21 protein-coding genes are annotated in these 22,572 nt (G+C 61.8%); 11 read left to right on the top strand and 10 right to left on the bottom strand.

Features of this window, described 5'->3' with window-relative positions; translation table 11 throughout:
- Positions 1-304 precede the first annotated feature (304 nt).
- From HZZ16_RS37020 to HZZ16_RS27180, 8 genes are all read right to left on the bottom strand, one after another.
- Positions 305-802, bottom strand: a complete 498-nt coding sequence (locus tag HZZ16_RS37020) for a hypothetical protein (RefSeq protein ID WP_210342634.1) — start codon at positions 800-802, stop codon at positions 305-307.
- Between the two features lie 5 nt (positions 803-807).
- Positions 808-2,625 carry a DNA ligase D gene (gene ligD / locus HZZ16_RS27210; protein ID WP_197952904.1) on the bottom strand — a complete coding sequence of 606 codons (1,818 nt, stop codon included), beginning with the start codon at positions 2,623-2,625 and terminating at the stop codon, positions 808-810.
- Positions 2,626-4,231: 1,606 nt separating this feature from the next.
- The gene (locus HZZ16_RS37560; protein ID WP_376707602.1) at positions 4,232-4,690 is read right to left on the bottom strand and encodes a hypothetical protein; all 459 of its coding nucleotides are present in this window, start codon (positions 4,688-4,690) and stop codon (positions 4,232-4,234) included.
- Between the two features lie 6 nt (positions 4,691-4,696).
- Entirely contained in the window at positions 4,697-4,918 is a 222-nt protein-coding gene (locus tag HZZ16_RS27200) for a hypothetical protein (protein ID WP_197952902.1), read from the bottom strand.
- Positions 4,919-5,146: 228 nt separating this feature from the next.
- Complete coding sequence (locus HZZ16_RS27195) at positions 5,147-5,425, bottom strand: hypothetical protein (protein WP_210342642.1); 279 nt, start codon at positions 5,423-5,425, stop codon at positions 5,147-5,149.
- A gap of 201 nt (positions 5,426-5,626) precedes the next feature.
- Positions 5,627-6,217, bottom strand: coding sequence for an NADPH-dependent FMN reductase (locus HZZ16_RS27190; RefSeq protein ID WP_197952901.1), 591 nt, complete (start codon positions 6,215-6,217; stop codon positions 5,627-5,629).
- 70 nt (positions 6,218-6,287) lie between these two features.
- Entirely contained in the window at positions 6,288-6,953 is a 666-nt protein-coding gene (locus HZZ16_RS27185) for a VOC family protein (RefSeq protein WP_197952900.1), read from the bottom strand.
- 43 nt (positions 6,954-6,996) lie between these two features.
- Positions 6,997-8,049, bottom strand: a complete 1,053-nt coding sequence (locus HZZ16_RS27180) for an alpha/beta fold hydrolase (protein ID WP_197952899.1) — start codon at positions 8,047-8,049, stop codon at positions 6,997-6,999.
- A 330-nt stretch (positions 8,050-8,379) separates the two neighbouring features.
- Between HZZ16_RS27180 and HZZ16_RS27175 the strand changes: the two genes are divergently transcribed.
- Complete coding sequence (locus HZZ16_RS27175; RefSeq protein ID WP_197952898.1) at positions 8,380-9,096, top strand: hypothetical protein; 717 nt, start codon at positions 8,380-8,382, stop codon at positions 9,094-9,096.
- Between the two features lie 8 nt (positions 9,097-9,104).
- On the opposite strand, the gene HZZ16_RS27170 is transcribed toward HZZ16_RS27175, so the two are convergent.
- Positions 9,105-11,960 carry an ATP-binding protein gene (locus HZZ16_RS27170; protein WP_197952897.1) on the bottom strand — a complete coding sequence of 952 codons (2,856 nt, stop codon included), beginning with the start codon at positions 11,958-11,960 and terminating at the stop codon, positions 9,105-9,107.
- A gap of 456 nt (positions 11,961-12,416) precedes the next feature.
- On the opposite strand from HZZ16_RS27170, the gene HZZ16_RS27165 reads away from it, so the two are divergent.
- From HZZ16_RS27165 to ligD (HZZ16_RS27120), 10 genes are all read left to right on the top strand, one after another.
- A complete protein-coding gene (locus tag HZZ16_RS27165; RefSeq protein ID WP_197952896.1) occupies positions 12,417-13,718 on the top strand; it encodes an epoxide hydrolase family protein in 1,302 nt (433 codons plus the stop codon).
- Between the two features lie 51 nt (positions 13,719-13,769).
- Positions 13,770-14,183, top strand: a complete 414-nt coding sequence (locus tag HZZ16_RS27160) for a cupin domain-containing protein (protein WP_197952895.1) — start codon at positions 13,770-13,772, stop codon at positions 14,181-14,183.
- A gap of 57 nt (positions 14,184-14,240) precedes the next feature.
- Positions 14,241-15,248: an alpha/beta fold hydrolase gene (locus HZZ16_RS27155; protein WP_197952894.1), complete on the top strand. Its 1,008-nt coding sequence runs from the start codon at positions 14,241-14,243 to the stop codon at positions 15,246-15,248.
- 56 nt (positions 15,249-15,304) lie between these two features.
- Entirely contained in the window at positions 15,305-16,111 is an 807-nt protein-coding gene (locus tag HZZ16_RS27150; RefSeq protein WP_197952893.1) for an SDR family NAD(P)-dependent oxidoreductase, read from the top strand.
- A gap of 27 nt (positions 16,112-16,138) precedes the next feature.
- Entirely contained in the window at positions 16,139-16,660 is a 522-nt protein-coding gene (locus tag HZZ16_RS27145; RefSeq protein ID WP_197952892.1) for a YkgB family protein, read from the top strand.
- Positions 16,661-16,715: 55 nt separating this feature from the next.
- Positions 16,716-17,159 (top strand): cupin domain-containing protein, encoded by a 444-nt coding sequence (locus tag HZZ16_RS27140; RefSeq protein ID WP_197952891.1) that lies wholly within the window; start codon positions 16,716-16,718, stop codon positions 17,157-17,159.
- On the top strand, positions 17,156-17,620 hold the full coding sequence (locus HZZ16_RS27135) for a carboxymuconolactone decarboxylase family protein (protein WP_197952890.1): 465 nt from the start codon (positions 17,156-17,158) through the stop codon (positions 17,618-17,620). Before HZZ16_RS27140 ends, HZZ16_RS27135 begins: the two co-directional genes overlap by 4 nt.
- Before the next feature lie 782 nt (positions 17,621-18,402).
- A complete protein-coding gene (locus HZZ16_RS27130) occupies positions 18,403-20,085 on the top strand; it encodes a DNA polymerase/3'-5' exonuclease PolX (RefSeq protein WP_197952889.1) in 1,683 nt (560 codons plus the stop codon).
- A gap of 38 nt (positions 20,086-20,123) precedes the next feature.
- On the top strand, positions 20,124-20,648 hold the full coding sequence (locus HZZ16_RS27125) for an MOSC domain-containing protein (protein ID WP_376707601.1): 525 nt from the start codon (positions 20,124-20,126) through the stop codon (positions 20,646-20,648).
- Positions 20,649-20,658: 10 nt separating this feature from the next.
- Positions 20,659-21,606, top strand: a complete 948-nt coding sequence (gene ligD / locus HZZ16_RS27120) for a non-homologous end-joining DNA ligase (RefSeq protein WP_197952914.1) — start codon at positions 20,659-20,661, stop codon at positions 21,604-21,606.
- An 18-nt stretch (positions 21,607-21,624) separates the two neighbouring features.
- Here the strand turns inward: ligD (HZZ16_RS27120) and rnhB are convergent, their stop codons facing one another.
- Entirely contained in the window at positions 21,625-22,449 is an 825-nt protein-coding gene (gene rnhB / locus HZZ16_RS27115) for a ribonuclease HII (RefSeq protein WP_197952887.1), read from the bottom strand.
- Positions 22,450-22,572: the final 123 nt, after the last annotated feature.

The following is a 22,572-nucleotide window of genomic DNA, read 5'->3' as shown; positions in this document are numbered from 1 at the left end:
AGCTTCTTCAGTCCGCTCTGGAATCAGGTGGAGGAATCGGAGTGCGAGGCGGTTCCTTATCGTCCATCAGTCATCCCAGACCAGTTCCCCGCACTGGCATTTGTAGACGCGAATGTAGCCAGGGGTTTTGGGGTTCCAAAGCCGTTCTACCAGCCTCATCGGCTTCTGGCACTTAGGACATCGAATAGTAAGGTCTGCGTCTTGCGACATGGGCACGGCTCGTCTTTAAAACGAGACGCTTAAGGACCAAAGTCGTTCCTGAAATACCAGCACCTGACCACAGACCTGAACGCACTCAGGCGTGTCACTCCTGAACCAGGTACTCCCAAATCTCACGGTTGGAGTCGTTGTTCTTAACCCATTTTTCCGCACTGTCTTTAGAGGCGAAAACCTTGATCCAATTGGGATCGCCAATCGCTCCTGTCTCTGGAGCGCTCGAAGAGAGCCAAACCGACCCTCGGGGTTGGCCCCCTTCTACTTCGTATTCCCAGGCCACACCTTCGGCATCGTTCGCATCGAACCACCTGTCGGCCGCGCCGGCAGAGGCAAAAACCTTCACCCATCCAGGCTCGCCTATTGTGAGCGCCCTGCCGTCCTGATGGTCGTCGAGATAGATCCAGGCTGTCCTGCCCGCGCGCCGCGCCTCATCGTGCCTGCGCACCGCCTCATTGACCTTTTGCCGGTCGGATCGATCACTTTCAGGCAACATCATTACGGCGGAGTAGACATCGGCTGGAATGCCGCGTCTGTCGCCCGGAGCCTTGTAGCGCCATTCCACCCATTGGTCGAATGCATCAGTCATCTGGCTCACCTCATCGATCTCACGCGGAAGGGACTGTCGATCGTGAACGCATCCGGCGCGATCCCGCCCTCGATACGCTTCCAAGTCACGGGCGCCGCGATCGGGAACCCCTCGCGGGCTCGCGGCGAATAGGTGCCGATCGCCGTGGTGCCGCGCCCGTTCCGCAAGTAATCGAGAAAGATGCGGCCGCTGCGCTTAGCTTGAGCAGAGAGGATGTATCGATCGGGATCACGCGCGGCGAACACGGAGACGAGTTGATGCGCGATCCGATGGGCTTTATCGTGCAGCACCGGCTCGTCCAGTGGCGCCATCAGATGAATCCCCTTGCCGCCGGTGAGCTTGGGCCAGGTCTCGAAGCCTTCTCGTTTCATTAGCGTGCGGAGTTCAAGCGCTGAGTCGGATACGGCTTCCCAGTCCACACCCTCTCCCGGATCGAGGTCGATCACGATGCGGTCGGCATGCTCGAAGTTCTCAACGGTTGCATTCCAAGGATGAAGCTCGACCGCCCCGATCTCGACCAGACCGAGCAGGCCATCGAGACTGTCGACCCAGAGGCGCGTGCCCTCTCCGCCCTCGCGCTTTTGAATACGGAGCTGGTGGACTGCTTCCGGAATGTCCTTCGGCAGCGGCCCCTTGTGATAGAAGGTGGTGCCGTGCACATGCCGCACGAGCTTGAGCGGCCGATGGCCAAGACGCGGGAGGGCCTTCTTCCATACCCGGCTCCAGTACTGGGCGAGCTCATCCTTCGACGGAGTAACGGCTTCGGGAAGAAGCTGCAGGATGTTTTCTCTTGGGACGCCTAGGTTCGGCCGGCCGGCAGCGGATGGCACTAGCCGCGGCGCCTTGATATTGCGCACCGCGAGATCGTCTCGAAGTCCTTTGAACACTGCTTCTCGGAGGAGACCGTCGTCCGTCAGTGCGCCATATTGGACCTCGACCGCAAGGGCCGGCTCGACCCAAGTCGCCTTCGGCTTCTTCACGGGCACATCGAGCGGAGACGTCTTGCGAATGAAGGGATCAAGCCGCTCACGCAATTCGCGCGCGGTGGCCTCGGTGTAACCGGTGCGCACCTTGCCAGCGTAGAGCAGCTTGCCGTTCTCGCGGCGGCCGACATAAAGAGAGGCCACTTTGCGCGGGTGCGCACCGAGCTTCTCGACGAATGCGATGATAGGAAATGTCTCGCTTTTCTTGCATTTCAGCTTGAGCCAGGTCTCCTGCCGGCCTGAGCGATAGGGTTGGCCAAGCCGCTTGGCGATGAGCCCTTCCAAGCCTAGCTCGCAGCCATTGTGGAAGATCCGGTCACCATCGGCTTCCAGGCTCTCGACATAGATGAAGGTCTGGTGCGCATGCTTCAGCAGGACCTGTAGCAAACGTTTTCGATCCTCGTACGCAACTCCGCGCAGATCATAACCATCGAGGTAGAGCAGGTCGAATGCGTGGTAGCGCACACGCTCGCTGCGCTTCTTTCCGAGCTCGCGCCTGAGTTGCTGAAAGTCCGGTAATCCGCCGCTGCCGTACACCACGGCTTCACCGTCGATGATCGCGCTGCTTGCTTTCAACTGGTGCGCGGCGGCGGCAATTGACGAGAACTGCTCGGTCCAGTCGTAACCCATGCGCGAATATACTTTGACGTCGCCGTCGCTGAGGTGGAGCTGCGCGCGGTAGCCGTCGGCTTTGATCTCGTAGGCCCAACCCTCGCCCCGTGGGGGATTTTCGCGCAACGTGGGGTCACACGGTTCGATGTAACCAGGAATGGCAGCTTTGGTGGCGCCCGAGACGCGCGATACTCCCAGACGAGACTGACGCAACGCTACAGCACACATGTGGATTCAACGCGCTGGCGCTGATTCGTTCCCGACCTAAGGCTCGGGATCTTGTACCTGCGCCTGGTCCGGCTCCAAAGCAGACGCTTGCCGGTCTCAATAAGATCCGCCGGGCGCCTTGGATCAAGGCCGGTGGGCGATGGGCGCGTGTGACGATGCCGAGCACGACGACTGCGACAGCGAGCCGTCTCTGGGAAGCCTCGATCACTATCACAGCCAAGAGACATGGGCTGGAGGCGGTCGCACCGACCTGGAGAAAGACCCTACCGAGTCCGGCATTGCCGATCATGACGGGTTGCTGGAGCAGATCGGCTATCGGGACTGGACCCACGCAGTGATGGCATGAGAGAGGAAAACTGGCCATCGCCGGCCAAGCCGTGGTGTTGAGAAACTTGCGAGCGAGGCTGGCGTTAGAACCGGAGCAGACTTGGAGCACCGAAATGGCCATCAGTATGCTTGATCAGATGATGTACAGACTTGAGTGCGGCCAAGAGTAGTCCTTGGCCGACTGTCGAACATGGGCAAGTGGGTTTACAGTCATGCGGGCGATCGACCGATCTGACCCTCGGAGCCCTTTAAGTCCATCCTTTTGAAGAAGCTCGACACCGTTCTACAGATCGACTTGCAAGCGATGGAGCGAGGTGAGGAGGTGGTCCGTCTGCCTTGAGTTGGCTGTTATGGCCGGCCTCTCTATTGCCGCACTCCTCTATAGCCAGTTTAATGCCTCCGGACACAGGAGGTAGGAATGCATAAACTGATCGGCGTATCGGCGCTTGCAGTCGCGCTTGCACTTGCTGGATGTGGAAGAGAACCAGGGCCTAAGGGCGATCCAGGACCGCAAGGCCCCGCCGGCCCCCAAGGTGCGCAAGGCATTCAGGGCGTCCCCGGTCCACAGGGACCTGCTGGGGCACAAGGCCCCCAAGGTCCTCAGGGGCCTAAAGGCGACAAGGGGGACAAGGGCGATCCCGCATCGGTCAATATCCGGGCGGTGCAGGCAGATGGCGCTGTCAACTGCGACACCAGCGAAGCACTGGTATCGGTATTCTGTCCGGCTGGAGGAGCCGCTGACGGTGCAAGATGCGGCACCTCGCCGACAATCGGTCTTTGCATCAAGAAGTAATCACAGGCCCGCCGGTTCACCCTGGCGGGCCTGCGTGCTGGACTGATCGCCTTGCGCTTGGCACCTTTGTTAGGCAGGCAGATTGTAGGCTTATGAGTGATGACGCTGCGAGATACTTGCGCCAGGCGAAGGATTGCTTCGATGAGGCTGAGAAGGCGGCAAGCGTAGCCGACAAGGAGGCGTGGCTAAAGCTGGGAGAAGAATGGATGGCTATCGCAGAGAAAGCTAAAAGGCCACGCTTTGATGCGAATTAGACTCGACCGTCTGTTCCATCTCCCATGTGATTTCAGTGCAGATCACCGGCCTTCCGCGACCATCAGCTCTGCGCAAGGAGTTCGCCGCATGCAAAAGCCATCCGGCTTCTGCGCCTGTTGGTTGGGCTCTAAGTGGCGACTTCCTTGTTGCTGCGCGACCAAGGTCAGCTCGTGACCTCTTACTGGCCACCGCTCCTTCGCTCGGCGGCCGGTCGGCCATGCCGGTCTGCTTCTAGCGGGAGTGAAGACGTTCCAGCATGGTTCTCCCCTCTAACGGACGACTTCCCGGTCGGCGCCACCGAATCGGCCCCGGGAAGCTATTCGCGATGCTCAGGGCCCGCGCCTCATCCGTTTCGAGAGCTATTTTCTGGGCGAGCATGACATCGCCCTGGGCCAATCCGCCCAGCGGGACAAAGCACAACCCCATGCCGAGCCGCCCGTATTCGTCGATCTCGTTTACGTTGCCGGATGTTCCCCGTCGGATGCGGTACCGCTTTCCGGTATCGCACCCCACGACGTCGAAGTACCCCTTCCTCTCGAACTCAACCCTTTGCTGGGGCGATAGCCAAGAACGCAGCAGTCGCAGCGCTCGAGCCTGAACCGTTTTCTCCTCCTTTGCTGCTTTATAAAGCCCAGCAACAGCCAGGCCACGAAGGGTCCACGAGCCGACGCGACCGGACCTTCTGCTCACTGGTGCTTACCCGCCCACGAGCCGCGGGAAAAGCAATGTCTCCTCGGCGACCGGATCGAACCTGGTGATCCTTGTTACCTCACCGGGCCCCTTCCGCACCGCCGCGGTATATCCTTTCCTGGTAAATTGTAGAAAAAGCCTCTCCGCCTCTGCCAGGGCTTCTGCATTGGAGTTGTCGAAGAAGTGCCGGCTGTCGCCGGTGTGATCCATCACGATTTGCACTGCCATGTTAAGACTCCCGATTGCACCTCATAAGCAATGTGGAAGCCGAGCCCACGTTCCTAACTGACCCGATCGCCCTGAGACACCTTCTATCGCTCAGCATCCTGGGCATCGGACCGTCCAATGGCTTGTCCGCCGTCCCCTGACAAAGATCTCAGCGCGGGGCTGACCGGCTGGGCCTATGTGCCGATCACAACAGGCTCGCGAGCCGCATGAAAAAACAGCGAAGCTCACTCAGTGGCTTCCGGTCCACTCGTTTTCCGGCAGCGAGCCGGGCGGCGGTTTCAGCTCCTCGAGACCAGCCTCAATGATTCCAATTTCGTCTTCGACACCTTGAACTGACTTGGAAGCATCAATGCCGACCACAGCTTGCAGGCGCGCCAGCATCCCGCGGCGATGTGCGAGCAAGCCTTCAAGGGCGCGCCGATTTTTCACCTTGACATAGCCGCGCGGGTCCCCATTCGCCCTGTAGCGTCGAACACGGCGGTATCGTTGATCATCGGCAATCCCCAAGGTGCTCGAATTAATTCGCGCAATCCGTGGAGATTACCGAGGCGATCGTCGAGCGCAACGAACATCGTTGCCGCGGTTGCTCACCGGCCTTTCTCGGCGGGGACCGACCGGGTGCTCCGATGATGGCCCATAATCGCAAGCCGCCCGTCGCCCCGCTCGAAGTCGTGGCGCGCCAAGAGCAATGCCGTTCGTCTCATAGCATCAATACGGCGGCGCCTTTCGCTGCCGCTGTGCCTTACCGGCCTCGACCCACCACATCAGGTCGTCGGCAAAGCGCGGGAAGGACTGCTCGATAGCCTTGCCGCCCTCCCCGATCGGCTGACCGTCCGCCGAGAAAGTCTGGCCGATCGTCCCAACGGCGATCGTGCTCGAAGTCACCACCATGCCCATTTCGGACAGCGTGCCGTGCCAGGCGGTAGCGGCGCGCGCTCCTCCCAGACGCCCGGCTGAATAGCTGACGATCGCCGCGGGTCGCCAGAACCACTCCTCCAGGAAGTGGTCGGTGAGGTTCTTCAGCCCAGGCTGAACGCCCCAGTTGTATTCGCCGGTGACGAAGATGAAGCCGTCGGCCGCCTTGATCTTCTGTGCGAGCTGCTCGAGCGCCACAGGCGCCTGGCCCTTCGGGTATTCCTTGTACATGCGGTCGAGAATCGGAAGGTCGATCGCCTTGGCGTCGACAAGCTCGGCGTCGTTGCCTCGGCGGCGCAACTGGTCGACAACGTATTCGGCAAGCCGGATACCCACCCGATCGGAACGATAGGAGCCGTAGAAGACGAGGATTCGGTTGCTCATGGGCATTACTCCGCTTCTGGTTTCTGAAGGTGCGGTCCGCCGTTAGCCAGCGAACCGCACCTGATGATGGCTACTTCGGCAGCGGCTTGCCCGCCTGCTCGTTGACGATGTACTCCGCGTACCAGTCCGGCCAGTTCACGTCGTGCTCGCCGGTCAGCTGCTCATGCTGGCCGTGGGCTGCTGCCGCCCGGCGAAGCGTCGCCGCGAGGTCAGATACCGAAGCGAAGGTCGTGTCACCCTCGATCCGGCCGGGAAGACGATTGGTGACTTCCTGCAGCACCCAGCCATTGCCGTCCGGATCGCTGAACGACGCGAACGATCGGTAGGTACGGCGCTCCGGATCCACGCCACTGACCCGGACGCTTCCGAACAGGTAGGGCTCGTCGGTGCCGGTGTGGGTGTCATCGCTGCCGTGGAACACCTCGCTGACCTTGACGCCACGCGCAAGCAGCTCCTTCCGCGCAGCCTCGATGTCGGACACGATCAGGTACAGCCCCTGGGCGGAGCCTGGCTTGGCCGGCGTAACGTTCTTGCCGAAGATAACCGAGGCGCCGGAGCCCGGCGGTGTGAACTGCACAATATGGAAGTCGCTGCCGCTGGTGAACTCGGCGTCGAGACGCCAACCAAGATTCGCGTAGAACTCCCTGGCGCGCGCAACATCCGCGACGGGGATAACGGCGAGCTCGAACTTCATGTCTGTCGAACGGACCTTGGTAGGTTTCACGGCTACTGTCATGGTTCTCTCCTGTTGTGTGCCTGGTGAATAACCGACGCCGCGATCACACCCGCGCGGCGACGTCGAGAATGGCCTGTGCGAACGCGCTCGGCGCTTCCTGTGGAAGATTGTGGCCGATGCCGCCGGTGATGTGACGGTGCTCGTACTTGCCGGTGAACTTCTTGGCGTAGGCGGCCGGATCGGGATGAGGCGCGCCGTTGCCGTCGCTTTCCATGGTGATGGTCGGCACACCAATGGTCGGAGCCAGAGCCAATTGCGCCTCGAGCTCGTCGTAGGCCTCCTCGCCGTCAGCCAATCCAAGCCGCCAGCGATAATTGTGGATCACGATCGCGACGTGATCGGGATTGTCGAAGGCCTTCGCGCTGCGCTCGAAGGTGGCATCGTCGAAATCCCATTTCGGCGATGCAAGCTTCCAGATCAGCTTCGCGAACTCGCGGTGATGCTTTTCGTAGCCAATGCGGCCGCGCTCGGTGGCGAAGTAGAACTGATACCACCATTCCAGCTCGGCTTTCGGCGGCAGCGGCAGTTTGCCGGCCTGCTGGTTGCCGATCAGATAGCCGCTGACGGAGACCATCGCGCTAACGCGCTCCGGCCAGAGCGCAGCCATGATGTTGGCGGTGCGCGCACCCCAGTCGAAGCCACCGACGACTGCCCTCTCGATCTTGAGCGCATCCATCAGAGCGATCGTGTCCGCTGCCAACGCCGAAGGCTGGGCGTTGCGGGCGCTTGCATCAGAAAGAAAGCGGGTCGTTCCATAGCCGCGCAGATACGGCACAATGACGCGGTACCCCTGCGCGGTCAGGAGCGGCACGACTTCCACAAAGCTGTCGATGTCGTAAGGCCAGCCGTGCAGCAGGAGGATGGCTGGCCCTCTCTCGGGACCGTTGTCGGTATATCCTACGTTCAGAACGCCGGCGTTGATCTGCTTCAGATTCCCCAGGGACGCACTGATCGCCGGCGTCCGTGTCGTTCCATCTGCAGCTTCGGCGACCTGGCTCAGGTGCGCCGCTGCGGGACGGGTCAAGCCAATGCCGGTCGCGAGCGCAGCAGCGGCGCCGATGAACCCACGGCGAGTCTGGTTGACGTCCTTGTGCATGGTCGTGCTCCCGTCTTGAGGCGTCGTCATTCGTAGGACGTCGGCCTCGTGGGAAGCGGTATGCACCGGGTCAGGCACGTTGGCTCGTTAAGCGTTGTTAGACGTTGTCAGCGCGGCTTCGCGGCAATGGAAATTGCGCGCCGGCCATGCAGCCTGATGGTTCGTCCTGGCGGTCCGAAACCTCGCGTATGCGCACCCAGCCAAGACATTGAGACACAAGGCTTTGTTGCCTCTTCCACCCTCCAACGCCGTTTAACAACACCTAACGGGCTATCTAGAGGCTTTTGCGCAATGGTCTGTGGGCACCAGGACGCAACGAAAGGACCCGACATGATTCCGCTGCTCGCCGACGCCATCGAGGCCCATGGAGGGCTGGACCGCTGGAAATCTCACGACACGCTCACCGCGACCATCGTCAGCGGCGGCGACCTGTGGGCCATCAAGGGCGTCCCACAGGATCCGGTCGCGCGGACGATGCAGGTCGAGCTCCATCGGCAATGGGCCTCCGTCGCGCCGTTCGGAAAAGACCGGCATACCGACTTCACATCCGATCGCATTGCCATTCTTGCAGCCAATGGCAGCGTGGTCGCCGAGCGATCCAATCCCCGTGCTTCTTTTGCGCGGCACGACCTCCGGACAAGCTGGGATCCGCTGCACCGCGCATATTTCAACGGATATGCGCTCTGGACTTACCTCACCACACCCTTCCTACTCGCCACGGATGGGTTCAATGTCGACGAAATCGAGCCATGGCGAGAGGGAGCGGAGACTTGGCGCGGTTTGAGGGCCACTTTTCCCGCGGCGATCGCCAGCCACAGCTGTCAGCAAGACTTCTATTTCGGCAAGGACATGCTCATCCGCCGGCACGACTACCACGTGGATGTCGCCGGCAGCTTCCCGGCAGCGCAGTACACATCGGGCCACGTGAACGTGGACGGCATCTGGATTCCGACCCGACGCAGAGCTTATCTGCGCGCTGACGACCTGAAGCCGATGCTCGATACTCTGATGGTGTCGATCGATCTCTCCGACTTCCGCTTCGGCTGACGCAGCGGCTACTTCGTGGCCTCATCCAGCAGTTCGCGTGCAGCCTTCAGATCGGCCGTCTCGAACCCTTCCGTGAAGCGGGCGTAGGTCTCGGCCAATCCGTCCAGCGGCTTCGCCCTGCGTTGCTTGCGTCGAAGGCGGGCCAGCGATGTCTCCGTTCGCAGCCGCCACGATAGCGCGCCCTGCTCCTCGGCCAGCGCGATCGACGCCATAAAGCTTGCTTCTGCCGCCTTCGCGTCACCGTCGCGCGCCTCCAGTTCACCGCGCAGGCGCAGAAGCTCCGGCGCGTCGAAAGCTTCGCCGGCCGGCTCGGTGCGGGCGATCGCCTCTTGCAGGACGCGCAGCCCCTCCGCCGCTTGACCCAATTCGGCCAAGCACTGCGAAAGCTCGGAAATGAAAGCGGAGGCATACAGCTCGTAGCGATCGGCATGTAGTCGTGGCAGCACCGCGCGCAGCAGTTCGATTCCTTCCTTGAGTTCACCGCGCGCGATCATCGTCTGCGCGCGAAAGCCGGCCGCCACCGCCTGATAAGGTGCCAGCGCGTGGCTGGCGGCATGAGCCGAAAGGCGAACGCTCATTTGTTCAACCGAAGACCAGTCGCCGATCCATCCATAGAGTGAGGCTGACCAACAAAGGGAAATGCAGTACATGACAGCGTCCCGCGGCGCGGCTGACCCCGTCAAGGGCCGGGCCCACTCGACCGCCCGATCGGGGAAGCCTCGCAACCAAAGCACGCGAGCGAGTGGAATCTGCGGCGTCCGCGAATAAGCAAAATGACCCGGCTGCATTTGCCGCAGAGCTTCGCTGCCCGCAACTCCCTCCTCAAGATGCAACTGCGCTGCACGCTGGTTTCCTATGAGGTGATAGGAAACGCCGACTAAGGCCTTGCCGGCGGCAATTCCTGCTGGATCTCCAATGGCCTGTGCCGTCCGTTCGGCTTCGAGGGCAAGGGGCAACAAGAGCCTGTAATCGCCTGTCCTGCGATAGAACATATTCAGCCGCGCCAGGAGCTTGAATTTGCTCGCGCCGTCGCCGAGTGCTTCAGCGATCTCAAGACCACGCCGCAGTGCCGTTTCAGCCTGATCGCTGTTGCGCTCGGTGAACATGAAGGCATGCCCGAGCGTTGCCTGCAGCTCCAGTTCCCATGCGCTGCCGCGGGTCGAACTGTCGAGCATCGTGAGCGCGCGGCTCGACCATAGGCGCCCTTCGTCAAGCAGGTTGAGCTCAAGGAACAGCCTGGCGCAGGCACCGGCTAGGGGCACGCGTAGTCTAGCGCCCTCATCGTTGGCGAACGCCCACTTCAGCGCCGCACGCGCGTCGGAAAACAGCAGCGTCCGAGCGCGCGAACGCGATGCCTGGTCGCCAGCGCCTGCATCTGCCGCCGTCGTTTCCAGCGCGTGCTGGACGTAGCGGGCATGCCGGCTGGCGATACTCGTGGCTTCACCGCTGTCGGCGAGCTTCTGAGTCGCATAAGCCCTGGTAGTGTCAAGAAGCCGATAGCGCGTCACGGCGCCGTCGGGACGCACTGTAATCAGCGACTTGGCAACGAGCTGCTCCAACGCCTCCACAATGCTTTCGCCCGGATCGCCCGCCTCGCCCGCGACCATGGTCGCGCCCTGCAGTGTGAAGGGAGCAGCGAATATTGCAAGACGACGCAGGACAATCCGCTCGCTCTCGCTGATGAGACCATAGCTCCAGTCGAGCGTGGCACCGAGTGTTTGATGGCGCGGAGGCGCCGTCCGCCGCCCGCGCCACTCCAGCTTCAGCCTGCCGTCGAGCAGCGTTGCCATTTCCCGCAATCCATGGGTGCCGACCCGCACGGCGGCGAGTTCAATCGCCAGCGCTATACCGTCGAGCTTGCTGCATATCTCTGCAAGAACCTCGGCGTCCTCGTCGGAAATCTCCGCGCGATGGCCTGCCGCGGCGGCCCGTTCCGTGAACAGGCGCGCAGCCGGATAGGCCAGCATCTGGCTTGCACTCAGCCCCGCCCCCTGCGGGGGCCCCTCGAGCGGACCGAGCTCGAGAATCTGCTCGCCTTCCACCAGCAGGGACTCGCGGCTGGTGACGAGGATGCTGACGCCGGGCGCCTGCTGGTGGATACGCTCTGCCACCCCCGCGATGGCCTCGACGACATGCTCGCAACTGTCGAGCACCAGCAGCAGGCGGCGGTTGCGCAAGTAGCCGACGATGCTCTCCGTCGGATCCGAATGCTGCACGACGAGCCCAAGAGCCCATGCGATCGTGCCGGCGACAAGCGCGGCATCCTTCACCATGCTGAAGTCGAGAAAACGAACCTGGCCGTCGAATTGTGCCGAGAGCTCGTGGGCCAGCGCGATCGCAACGGTGGTCTTTCCGATTCCACCAGGGCCTCTGAGCGTGATGAAGCGTTCGGTCAGCAAACGCTCCGCCACTTCCTGCACAACATCGTCCCGTCCGACCATCCGCTCTAGGCGGTGAGGCAGGATTGGCGCAAGCGTCGTCTCCGGGACGCTCAGCGCCTGCTCAGCAAGCGAAACCGCCGGGGGCGCGTCTCCGATGCGCTGCACCGGTGCGACGAAGCAGTAGCCACGGCTCGGTATATTCGTGATATAGCGCGCCCCCTCCTTGCCGTCGCCGAGCGCCTTGCGAAGCTCGGCGATATGCACTCGCAAACTGATCTCTTCGACGGCAAGGCCCGGCCACGCGTGGGCCAACAGCTCGTTCTTCGATACGACGTCGCCAGCGCGGCTGACCAACAGCCGCAGGATATCCAGCGCCCGACTGCCCAGCTTGACTGGCTGCCCATCCCTTTCAAGCAGCCGCGTCTTGTCGTGAAGGGAGAACGGTCCGAAAGAGGCTGTGTCTGCCTGCTGCGGTGCCCTCATGGGACTCGCGCTAGAACCGCTTGTTGTTTCGAGCCCGGTCACATGCGCTCACCTTGTCGATGGCTGGCCGGCGAGAATGACTGTACCGCGCCCGCCGCCATCCAGTTTCAATTTTTTTCGAGAAGAACAGCAGAACCTTGCTTCAGCAACATCGTTGTAGGAAGAGCTTTGCGTTCAAAGACTTAGCCGCACTTCTTGCGACGTGTAAAGACTGTAGTAGGCGAATAAGGCGCTTCGAAAAGCGCTGGTCCGGGCAAATTGTCACAATCCACCTTACTCAAGTTTCGCTGGCCTGATCGTGAATCCATTGCCGGAAGGCCGATTTCTGCAGCCTCCCCAACCGGTAACAGCGCTTAACAACACCTAACGAGCAATTCTCCCGTTCTCCAGCGACATTCAAGCCACCAAGCGGTGCGCGAGCCAGATTGTCGACCCGCTCTGGAAAGGGAGAGCAAGATGCACAGGCTGCAGGTTTCCGAAGTCATCGATCAGGATCGGCGCGCACTGCTGAGAAGCGCTGCGATGGGCATCACGATTGCCGGCACGGCTGGACTGTTCCCTCTTCACCGCGCGCTGGCTCAGTCGAACGAATTAGTCCGTCCGTTTCGCGTCAGCATTCCCGAAGAGGCACTGGTTGACCTTCGCCGGCGCGTCGCGGCGACACGCTTTCCCGACCGCGAGACAGTTGATGACGGGTCGCAAGGCCTGCAGCTCGCTCCGTTCAGCGAGCTCATGAGGTACTGGTCCACCGGATACGACTGGCGCAAAGCCGAAGCCAGGCTCAATGCGCTGCCGCAGTTCGCAACGACGATCGACGGTGTCGACATTCACTTCATCCACGTCCGCTCACGTCATGCGAATGCACTTCCTCTCATCATGACGCACGGCTGGCCGGGCTCGGTGTTCGAACTGCTCAAGACGGTTGGGCCTCTGAGCGATCCGACGAGCCACGGCCGGAGCGCGGAAGACGCGTTCCACCTGGTGTTGCCTTCGATCCCCGGCTTCGGCTTTTCCGGCAAGCCCAAAGGCACCGGATGGGGACCGGAGCGCATTGCACGAGCCTGGGCGGAACTGATGAATCGCCTCGGTTACGGCCGCTACGTCGCCCAGGGCGGCGACTGGGGGGCGCCGATCTCGAGCGCAATGGCGCGGCAGGCTGCTCCAGGACTGCTAGGCATTCACATCAACCTGCCGGCGGCTGTCCCGTCCGAGGTCGCGGCGCTGCTCGCCACTGGCGCACCTGCTCCGCAAGATCTCTCGTCGAAGGAACGTGCCGCGTTCGACGCGCTCTCCACCTTCTACAAGAAGTATCGGGCCTACGCCGCAATGATGGGAACGCGGCCGCAGACAATCGGCTACGCGCTGACCGACTCTCCCGCCGGGCTGGCGGCCTGGATGTTCGATTACAATAACGCGGAACCGCTTCGCCTGCTCACGCGCGACGAGATGCTGGACGACGTCACGCTGTACTGGCTTACGAACACGGCTGTTTCGTCCGCACGCATCTACTGGGAGACCGCGGGTCAGAGCGTCATTCTCTCCGCGGCGCAGAAGACAGCCGAAATCTCGCTTCCTGTCGCGATCTCCGTCTTCCCAGACGAAGTGTACCGCGCTCCGGAAAGCTGGGCCCGCCGCGCTTATCGCAATCTCATCTACTTCGATGAGACCGAAAAGGGCGGACACTTCGCTGCGTGGGAGCAGCCCGAACTTTTCTCCCGGGAAGTTGCCGTAGCGTTTCGGCGTCTCCGTCAACACTGACCTGCGCCAGATCGCAACTCTCTGCAACAAATCAACCCTGAAGGAATCTCTATGAAAACACTTCGCATCATCGTCGCGGCTGCGGCGCTGCTCATTGCCAACGGTTCGACATCGCCCGAGGCGCGGGCCCACGAAGTCCGTCTGGGTGATATCAAGCGCACCAACCTGCTCCGCAACGATCTCAGTGCAGCCGGGCGCGAGGTCATCCAGGTGCTCGTTGAATTCGGCCCGGGCGTGAGCGCGGTCAGGCACGCGCATCCCGGCGAAGAACTCGTCTACGTCACCGAAGGCGCCTTGGAGTATCAGCTCGACGGCAGGCCGCCTCTGACCGTCAAGGCGGGCGAAGTGCTCTTCATTCCGAACGGAACGCCGCATGCGGTGAAGAACATCGGCTCTGTCAAGGCCGCCGAGCTAGCCACCTACATCGTCGAGAAAGGCAAGCCGCTTCTGATGCTGAGCGAGTGAACAGTTCAGGCAAGTGGCTACTGCGACGCACGTGAAATTTGAGTTCGGGAGACTGAGATGATCAATTTATCGGAGAGCTTCGACCTTCGCCGCCGATGCCACCGGGGCGTCGCGATTGCCGTCGCGACGGCTACAGCGCTCGGCGCTCCATTATCCGGCTCTTTCGGTGCGCCGGCACGCGCCCAAACTCTTTCCGGACAGGAACAGAAGGTCGATATCGGCTTCATCGAGATCGATGCGGACATCACGCTCCGGAGAATGGTGGTCCACAACGCGAACCCGAGGGGGACCGTTCTCTTCCTGCATGGATTTCCGGAAACCCTGTATGCCTGGAAAGACATCTCTCTCACCCTCGCCGCCGACTACGAAGTTCACGCTTTCGACTGGCCAGGATTCGGGTTTTCCTCGAGGCCGAACGCCGACAAGTTTTCGTACGCCCCGAGGGACTACGCACGCGTCTTGAACGGCTACATACGCAAATCGGGCATCGACACATCCAAGCTTACGATCTACGCGACGGACATTGGAGCCCTGCCGGCGCTTCTCCTGGCCCAGGAGAAGCCCGCCATCGCGACCTCGATCATCGTTGGCGATTTCGCCCCCTTCGACAGGCCCCAGTACATGTACGAGAGCCTGCAAAGCCTGAAGGCTGGACCTTCGATGGGCCTCGCTCGCGACCAGCTGAACAAGAACCGCGACGACATCCTCGAGAACGCGTTCAGGAGAGGCCTGCCCAAGGAAGCGCAGTTCGATGTGCCGCGCGAGTTCAAGGACGACATGTCACGGGCCTGGGGTCACGGCACCATGACCACGGCGGATGCCTTCTCGCACTATTACGCGCACTTCACGCGGGACCAGGACCACTTCGAATCGAACCTGGAGCAACTCGAAATCCCGGTGAAGGTCGTGTGGGGCGAGAAGGATCTCTACATCAAGAAGGAGATGGGGATCGAACTCGCCGGCAGAATTGGCGCCGAACTGACGATCCTTCCCGGCATCGGGCACTACCCTCACCTCCAGAATCCCAAACAGACCATCGAGGAGGTTCGCGCCGCATTTCGGTGACTTGGCCCAGAAGTATCAATCGCAACGCGCCAGTGGCGCAATCAAGGAGAAGTGCAATGTCCGTCTCTCTCAAAGGTGTCGCAGTCATCACAGGTGCCTCTGCCGGGATCGGTGCGGTTTATGCCGACCGGCTGGCCCGCCGGGGCCACGACCTCATCCTCGTCGCACGCAACCAGGTCCGGCTCGACCAGCTGGCGACGCGCATCGCCCGCAACACCGGCCGTATCGTCAAGACCGTTGCCGCGGACCTGAAGAACAAGGCGGATCTGAAGCGGATCGAGACGATCATCGCCATCGACCCCGACATTACCATGCTGGTCAACAACGCAGGTGTTGGCGGACTGGAGCCGCTCTTGCAGTCCGACGTCGATGCCATGGAGGAGATGGTCGATCTCAACGTGAGGGCGCTGATGCGGCTTACCTATGCCGCGGCTCCCGCGTTCGTTGCTCGCGGAGGCGGCGCGATCATCAACATTGCCTCAGTGGTCGCGATAGCGCCAGAAGTCCTGAACGGTGTCTATGGCGGAACGAAAGCGTTTGTGCTCGCCTTCGGCCAGTCGCTCCATAAGGAACTGGCTGGCAACAACGTGCGGATCCAGACCGTTCTGCCCGGCGCGACCGCGACCAACTTCTGGGACGCTGCCGGCGGAAACGTCGACAATCTGCCGCCCAACACCGTCATGACGTCGGAGGACCTCGTCGACGCGGCGCTAGCCGGCTTCGATCAGGGTGAAGTCGTCACCATCCCCTCGCTTCCGGATGCATCGGACTGGGCCGACTACGAAGCGGCGCGGCAGAAGCTCATACCAAACCTTTCCCTTAGCTCAGTTCCGGCACGATACCGGGCTGCGGCTGCGGCGTAACGCGTTTCCAACAATACGGAGGTTACCATGTCACTCTTCACTGTACCGGCCTCAACGACGGCGACTGTTTCCATTTGGCGCGAGCAAGCGGAGCGATTGCTCGTTTACGCCGAACCACTCAGCCGGTTCTCACTCTACGCTTCGCTTGCGATCATCTACGCCTGGTTCGGCGGCATGAAGTTCACCGAATACGAGGCGCTAGGTCTGGTGCCACTCGTGGAGAACAGCCCGCTGCTGAGCTGGTTTTACGCCCTGTTCTCGGTGCGCGGCTTCTCTACCTTCCTTGGTTTCCTCGAAATCAGCATCGGCCTGCTGATCGCCCTCAGAGTGGCGAACCCGATCTTCTCGGCAGCCGGTGGTCTTCTCTCGGCCGGGCTTTTTACCACGACCGTCAGCTTTATGATCTCGACCCCAGGCGTGGTGGTACCTGAGCTCGGGCCGCCGGCAATCACTGTCGCGCCGGGCCAGTTCCTCCTCAAGGACGTCGGCCTGTTCGCCGCCTCGTTCTGGGTATTCGTTGATTCGCTGAAGACCCTAGTTCGCCGGTGAGCAGCCTTTCCGCGCGCCAGAGGACCCAACACCTCCTGAAAGTGAGAACACGGTCATGAAAATGCAATCCATCATCAGCGCGGCGTATGCTGCCCTCGCCATTACCATGGCGACGCCTGTTGCGGCCCATGGCGTCGGTGAAACGGTCACGCCGCACTTTCAACAGACCATACCCAACATTCCGGGCAAGTCCCTGATCGCCTTGGTTGTAGACTATGCACCGGGCGGGGCATCGCCATCGCACGTTCACACCAAATCCGCCTTCATCTTCGGCTACGTCCTGTCAGGGAAAATCGAGTCGCACGTGAACGATGGACCCAGGCGAGTCTATCGCACCGGCGAGAGCTTCTATGAGACGCCGGGCTCGCGTCATCCGGTTAGCCGCAATGCGAGCAAGAGCAAGCCCGCCAAGCTGCTCGCCGTGTTCGTCGTCGATACCGACGAGAAGGAACTGACGACGTCCGTTGAACAGGATCCGTCATCAAGGAGCAAAAGGTGACCAGGCGCCTCGACTACAACCATATTGCGCCGGCAGGCGTCAGGGCGCTTGGCGGCGTGTACGGCTACGTCATGCAGAGCGGAGTTCCTGCCGAGCTGGTTGAGCTGGTGTATTTGCGGATCTCGCAGATCAACAATTGCGCCTACTGCCTCGACATGCACACCCGCGATCTGCTCAAGAAAGGAGAGAAGATCGAGAGGCTCGCGCTGGTGCAGGCTTGGCGGGAATCTGGCAATCTCTTTGACACGCGCGAACGCGCCGCCCTGGCTTGGGCTGAGACGGTGACACAGGTCGCAGAAACCAACGTGCCGGATGAAGCGTATCAGGCCGCGCGCGCAATTTTCGAAGAGCGCGAGCTCGTCGACCTCACGATCGCAATCGGCCTGATGAACGCCTACAATCGCATTGCCATTAGTTTCCGGAATACGCCGCAGGCCGCGCTCGCAAAAGCTTCGGACTGAGCCAAGCTTCGCAGCACATCCGAAGATGATCAACTACGATCGAGTCCACAATCGCCTACGATGAAGGACCACAATGCGATCTCTTTACCTGCTTGCTAGCCCTATCCTTGTAGCCGTTGCGGGTGTAGGCCCGGGGATCATCACCGCCGATCCGCGCTGGACGCGATAACCGTCGTACTTGGCCTCCGAATCCATCGAGATCCCGAAGGCGCCTTCATTTCAGGGGCGCCAGCTGGGGTGCGATGAACCCCGGCATCTGAGGCGCTTCTGCCTCGTCGGGCCGAGCAGCCTTTGCACGCTTTGCCACAAAAAACCGCCGCTGGGTTGGGACCGACAACGGGCAGTCTACCTACCTTGATCTAATCTCAACTTCGAAGGCGACCAAGAGTTCCAACGCCCGCGCTTTTTCGCAATCTGTCAAGTTGCACCTGGTTGGAACGGTGCCGAAGGGTGATCCGCGGAGCCCATCGAACTCCCGGCGAGAGCCGGCGTTTACTTACATCATGTCAGACGCATTCGACTATTTCCGGGCCTACGCTGTCCGAGCTCTTTGCAAGGCGAGATCGATGCCGCGGGGCAGGATGAAACATCTGCAACTGGTGGCGGGTCGGATTTACAATCTCCTCAAGAAAGAGGCTGCCTACGGCCCCAATGTCCAGCACCTCGAGGACTTTCGCGCAGCTCAGAAGCTCGAGAGCTCTCTCGATGGGCGGCCAAGTGACAAGCCAAGCGGCCGCCTTGCTTCAGCGACGCCGCAAAGCGCGGACAGTGAGGCTCGCTGAATGTCTCCGCTTGACGCTCGCGGTGTGGCATGTCTCCTGCGAGAGTACGCGCAGCGCACCGCCCTGCAAGGTGGCAATCCCTATCGGTCGAAGGCATATTCGAGAGCCGCCGACAGCCTGGCGGCACTTGCCGTCCCTCTCGACGTGCTCATCGCCGAAGACCGGTTGACGGAGATCCCCGGGGTCGGTGACGCGATCGCCGACATCGTCACCAAGCTCCACAAGACCGGCAGCCATCCGAGCCTCGAAAAGCTGCGGAAGGAGATACCCGCCGGGGTGCTTGAGATACTCGCCGTGCCCGGTCTCCGTCCGGAGAAGGTGGTGCGACTCTACAAAGATCTGGGCATCGCCTCCCTCGCCGAATTGGAGGCGGCCGCGAAGGACGACCGCGTCAAGAAAGCAAAAGGACTCGGCTCCGCGCTGCAGACCAAGATCCTGCAGAATCTGGCGATCGCGAAGAGCGGCGAAGGCCGCCTTCACCTACACCGCGCAGCCGGACTGCTCGCGCACGCCAAGGACTCGATCTGCAAGTCCAGCCCCGAACTCAAGCGCGTAACGATCGCCGGCGACTTCCGCCGAGGCTGCGAGCTCGTCGGCGACCTGGCAATCGTTGCGGAAGCCCCAAAGGCGGTGAAGACCTCGAAAGCGCCGGTGGCGGACGGACTACAAGTCCACGTGTCCAATCGAAAACACTTCGGCGCCGCGCTTCTGTTCGCCACTGGCTCCACCGGCCACATCGAGCAACTGCAGGCGCTGGCCGCGGAGAAGGGATTTCGTTTGGATGCCGACGGCTTGCGCAAGGCTCGCACCCTGGTCGCCAGTGAAGAAACCGACATCTATCGCGCGCTCGGCCTGCCGTTCATCGAGCCGGAGCTTCGGGAGGGTCGCGGCGAGATCAAGCTTGCCCTTAAGGGCAAGCTGCCGAAGCTCGTCACCGATCAGGACCTTCGCGGAATCCTTCATTGCCACACCGACTCCTCGGACGGGACCGAGACTTTGGAAAATATGGCCAAGGCCACGCGCCAGCGCGGGTTCGAGTATTTCGGGGTCGCCGACCATTCCAAGTCCGCGCACTACGCCGGCGGACTGTCGGTCGAGGAGATCGGCGAACAGCACCGGGAAGCGGACCGACTGAACAAGCGCTTCGGCAAGGATTTCCGAATCCTCAAGGGCATCGAATCCGACATTCTGGCGGACGGTTCATTGGACTATCCGGACGACGTGCTGGAGCGCTTCGACTTCGTGGTCGCCAGCATTCACGGCCGGTTCAAGCTCGACCGCAAGGCGCAGACGCAGCGCTTGCTTCGAGCCATCTCGCATCCCCATACCACAATCATCGGCCACATGACCGGACGGCAGCTCCAGCGGCGACCGGGCTACCAAATCGACGTCGAAAAGGTTCTGCGGGCCTGCGCCAAGCACGACGTCATCGTCGAGATCAACGCCCACCCTTGGCGTCTAGATTTGGACTGGCGTTGGCACCAGGCGGCGCTGGATTTCGGCTGCATGCTGAGCGTCAATCCGGACGCGCACTCGATCCCCGAGCTCGATCACATGCACTGGGGCGTCCTGATGGCCCGCAAGGGCGGTGTCCCCGCCGAGCGGGTCCTGAATGCGATGACGCTCCCGGAGATCACGCGCTACCTCCGCCAGAAGCGGCGCTCGCTCGCCCGGGCCGCCTGATGCCGCAGAGGCACGATCTCTCGCTCGAGGGAAGGGTAGTGGCTGTCGCCGCCGACCGCGGACACCACTTCAGCAAACAAGTCCAGGAGCGCATAGTCTTGGTGGCAGGCTACGGCGTCGAAGCCGACGCCCACGCCGGCCCTTTCGTCCGGCATCGCTATCTGGCCCGCCGCAGGCCCCGCCTGCCCAATCTCCGGCAGGTCCACCTGATCCCATCCGAGCTGTTCGTGAACCTCGGCAAAGCTGGCTTCTCAATCGCAGCAGGAGACCTCGGTGAGAACATCACCACCGCCGGCCTCGATTTGGAGCGGATGCCCCTCGGCACCCTCATCGAACTGGGGCCTACGGCCATCGTCGAACTGACCGGTCTCCGGACGCCCTGTGTCCTCATCGACCGCTTCCAGGCCGGCCTGAAACGGCAGGTGCTCTCGTCGGGAGAAACGGGCCCTCCATACAAATCGGGGGTGCTGGGCGTGGTTCGGTCCGGTGGACCGGTCGCGGCGGGCGATGTTGTGCGGGTTCGGCTCACGTCCTCCTCGCTTCGAGCCTTGCCCGCTCTGTAGAAGACCCGCCATGGCCCGAAAATCGACCCTGCCTCACCGTCTGCAGCCCATGTTGGCGACGCTGACCGATTTACCCTTCAACGATCCCAATTGGGTCTTCGAGGACAAGTTCGATGGTTTCCGCATGGTCGCGGAAATCCGGCGTGGTCGGGTCGCGCTCTACAGCCGCAACGGGAAGATCATCAGCAACTCCTACGTCGAGGTCGCGAAGGCACTTGAGGATGTGAAGGGCGACGCCGTGATCGATGGTGAGCTCGTTGCGATCGGGAAGGACGGTGCATCCCATTTCCAGTTGCTTCAAAACGCTCTGCGCCACAAGGCCAAGCTCTTGTACTGCGCATTCGACCTCATGTTCGTGGACGGCGAGGACCTGCGCGCGCTGCCGCTCCTCGAGCGCAAGAAGCGGCTCAAGGCCGTTCTGCCGCGCCACAAGCTGATCGCGTTCAGCACCCACCGCAAAGGCAACGGAACGAAGTTCTTCGCTGAAGCCGAGCGGAGACATCTCGAAGGCATCATCGCCAAACGCGCCGACAGCCCGTACGCGTCCGGGCGCCGGACTGCCGACTGGCTGAAGGTGAAGACCGCGCAACGGCAGGAGGTGGTGATCGCCGGCTTCACGGCGCCGAGGCGAACCCGGCCCTTCTTCGGCGCTCTCGTGCTGGCGGTACGCGAAGATGATGCATGGCGGTACATTGGCCACGTCGGCACCGGCTTCAGCCACCAGGTTCTCGAAGAGCTTCACGGCAAGCTCGTGGGGCTCAAGACAGCCAAGTCGCCCTTCCCTGCCAAGGTGAAGGATGAGGGCGCCACGACCTGGGTGCGCCCCTCGCTAGTCGCGGAAGTGAAGTTCGCGGAGTGGACCAGCAAGGGCGAGCTGCGCCAGCCGGTCTATCTCGGCTTGCGGTCCGACAAAAAGGCAAAGGACGTAGTTCGCGAGAAGACGTGGTCGCGAAAATAGCCCCGCCGAGAGACCTGTTCAGTCGGTCTCGCGCTCGGATGCCGAAGGCCACGGCGGCAGGGGCGGCAAGCCGAGAACCTTGCGTACAGGTCCGAACGACCTCCGGTGAGCTGCGCATGCACCCAGCCGAGCGAGGGCCTCGTAATGAGCCGGCACCGGATAGCCCTTGTGATCTGCGAATCCGTAGCCGGGGTGACGCACATCGACCGCCCGCATGACCGCGTCGCGCTCGACTTTTGCGAGGATGGAAGCGGCAGCGATGCTGGCGGACCTGGCGTCGCCTTTGATGATCGCTTGCTGCGGGATCGCGATTTCCTTCAACCGCTTCGCATCGATCAGCAAGTGCTGCGGCGTCAAGCCGAGCCCCCTGACCGCACGCTGCATAGCCTGTATGCCTGCCCAATAGATGTTGATCGCATCGATCTCCTCGACCTCGACGAACGCCACACACCAACTCTCGGCCTTTTCCTTGATCTCTTTCGCGAGTTCTTCGCGGGCTGCGGCGTCGAGCTTTTTCGAATCATCAATTCCGATGATCCGTGTGCCGGGCTTCAGGATCACTGCGCCAGCGGAGACAGGCCCGGCGAGAGGGCTCATTCCGGCCTCGTCCACGCCTGCCACGACATGAAGGCCGCTCTCCCAGAGGGAGGTCTCGAAGCGGAGCATCCTGCGGAGGCGCTGCCCTTCCGATCTGTTTTCAAAACGCCTCTTCTCGATTGAAGCCAGGATAGCACGGGCTCCTGCGCGGCTGTCGGCGCGCAAGATCTGCTCGACGCTGGTCTCGAGTGGTCTTTTCTCGACGACATAGCGCTGACGCAACACATCGCGTGAATAGTGGGACATATCGGCTTTCGTGAAGACTGGCTTTGGGGAGCGTCTCGGTGGCCTTTGTGGCGATTGTCTGAAGTTAAGCCATGCCGCCCTCGGCGACCACGCAGCGCCTGATCGGAAGGAACCGGAACCGGC

Source organism: Bradyrhizobium glycinis, assembly GCF_016031655.1.
Taxonomy (GTDB): domain Bacteria; phylum Pseudomonadota; class Alphaproteobacteria; order Rhizobiales; family Xanthobacteraceae; genus Bradyrhizobium; species Bradyrhizobium glycinis.
Note: the sequence above shows the minus strand (reverse complement) of the source record. Positions and strands in the feature narration are given on the sequence as shown.

Excerpts from the sequence above, each read along its gene's own strand:
- HZZ16_RS37020 (WP_210342634.1), bottom strand. The coding sequence starts at position 802 with ATGACTGATGCATTCGACCAATGGGTGGAATGGCGCTACAAGGCTCCG.
- ligD (WP_197952904.1), bottom strand. The coding sequence starts at position 2,625 with ATGTGTGCTGTAGCGTTGCGTCAGTCTCGTCTGGGAGTATCGCGCGTC.
- HZZ16_RS27200 (WP_197952902.1), bottom strand. The coding sequence starts at position 4,918 with ATGGCAGTGCAAATCGTGATGGATCACACCGGCGACAGCCGGCACTTC.
- HZZ16_RS27190 (WP_197952901.1), bottom strand. The coding sequence starts at position 6,217 with ATGAGCAACCGAATCCTCGTCTTCTACGGCTCCTATCGTTCCGATCGG.
- HZZ16_RS27185 (WP_197952900.1), bottom strand. The coding sequence starts at position 6,953 with ATGACAGTAGCCGTGAAACCTACCAAGGTCCGTTCGACAGACATGAAG.
- HZZ16_RS27180 (WP_197952899.1), bottom strand. The coding sequence starts at position 8,049 with ATGCACAAGGACGTCAACCAGACTCGCCGTGGGTTCATCGGCGCCGCT.
- HZZ16_RS27175 (WP_197952898.1), top strand. The coding sequence starts at position 8,380 with ATGATTCCGCTGCTCGCCGACGCCATCGAGGCCCATGGAGGGCTGGAC.
- HZZ16_RS27170 (WP_197952897.1), bottom strand. The coding sequence starts at position 11,960 with ATGAGGGCACCGCAGCAGGCAGACACAGCCTCTTTCGGACCGTTCTCC.
- HZZ16_RS27165 (WP_197952896.1), top strand. The coding sequence starts at position 12,417 with ATGCACAGGCTGCAGGTTTCCGAAGTCATCGATCAGGATCGGCGCGCA.
- HZZ16_RS27160 (WP_197952895.1), top strand. The coding sequence starts at position 13,770 with ATGAAAACACTTCGCATCATCGTCGCGGCTGCGGCGCTGCTCATTGCC.
- HZZ16_RS27155 (WP_197952894.1), top strand. The coding sequence starts at position 14,241 with ATGATCAATTTATCGGAGAGCTTCGACCTTCGCCGCCGATGCCACCGG.
- HZZ16_RS27150 (WP_197952893.1), top strand. The coding sequence starts at position 15,305 with ATGTCCGTCTCTCTCAAAGGTGTCGCAGTCATCACAGGTGCCTCTGCC.
- HZZ16_RS27145 (WP_197952892.1), top strand. The coding sequence starts at position 16,139 with ATGTCACTCTTCACTGTACCGGCCTCAACGACGGCGACTGTTTCCATT.
- HZZ16_RS27140 (WP_197952891.1), top strand. The coding sequence starts at position 16,716 with ATGAAAATGCAATCCATCATCAGCGCGGCGTATGCTGCCCTCGCCATT.
- HZZ16_RS27130 (WP_197952889.1), top strand. The coding sequence starts at position 18,403 with ATGTCTCCGCTTGACGCTCGCGGTGTGGCATGTCTCCTGCGAGAGTAC.
- ligD (WP_197952914.1), top strand. The coding sequence starts at position 20,659 with ATGGCCCGAAAATCGACCCTGCCTCACCGTCTGCAGCCCATGTTGGCG.
- rnhB (WP_197952887.1), bottom strand. The coding sequence starts at position 22,449 with ATGTCCCACTATTCACGCGATGTGTTGCGTCAGCGCTATGTCGTCGAG.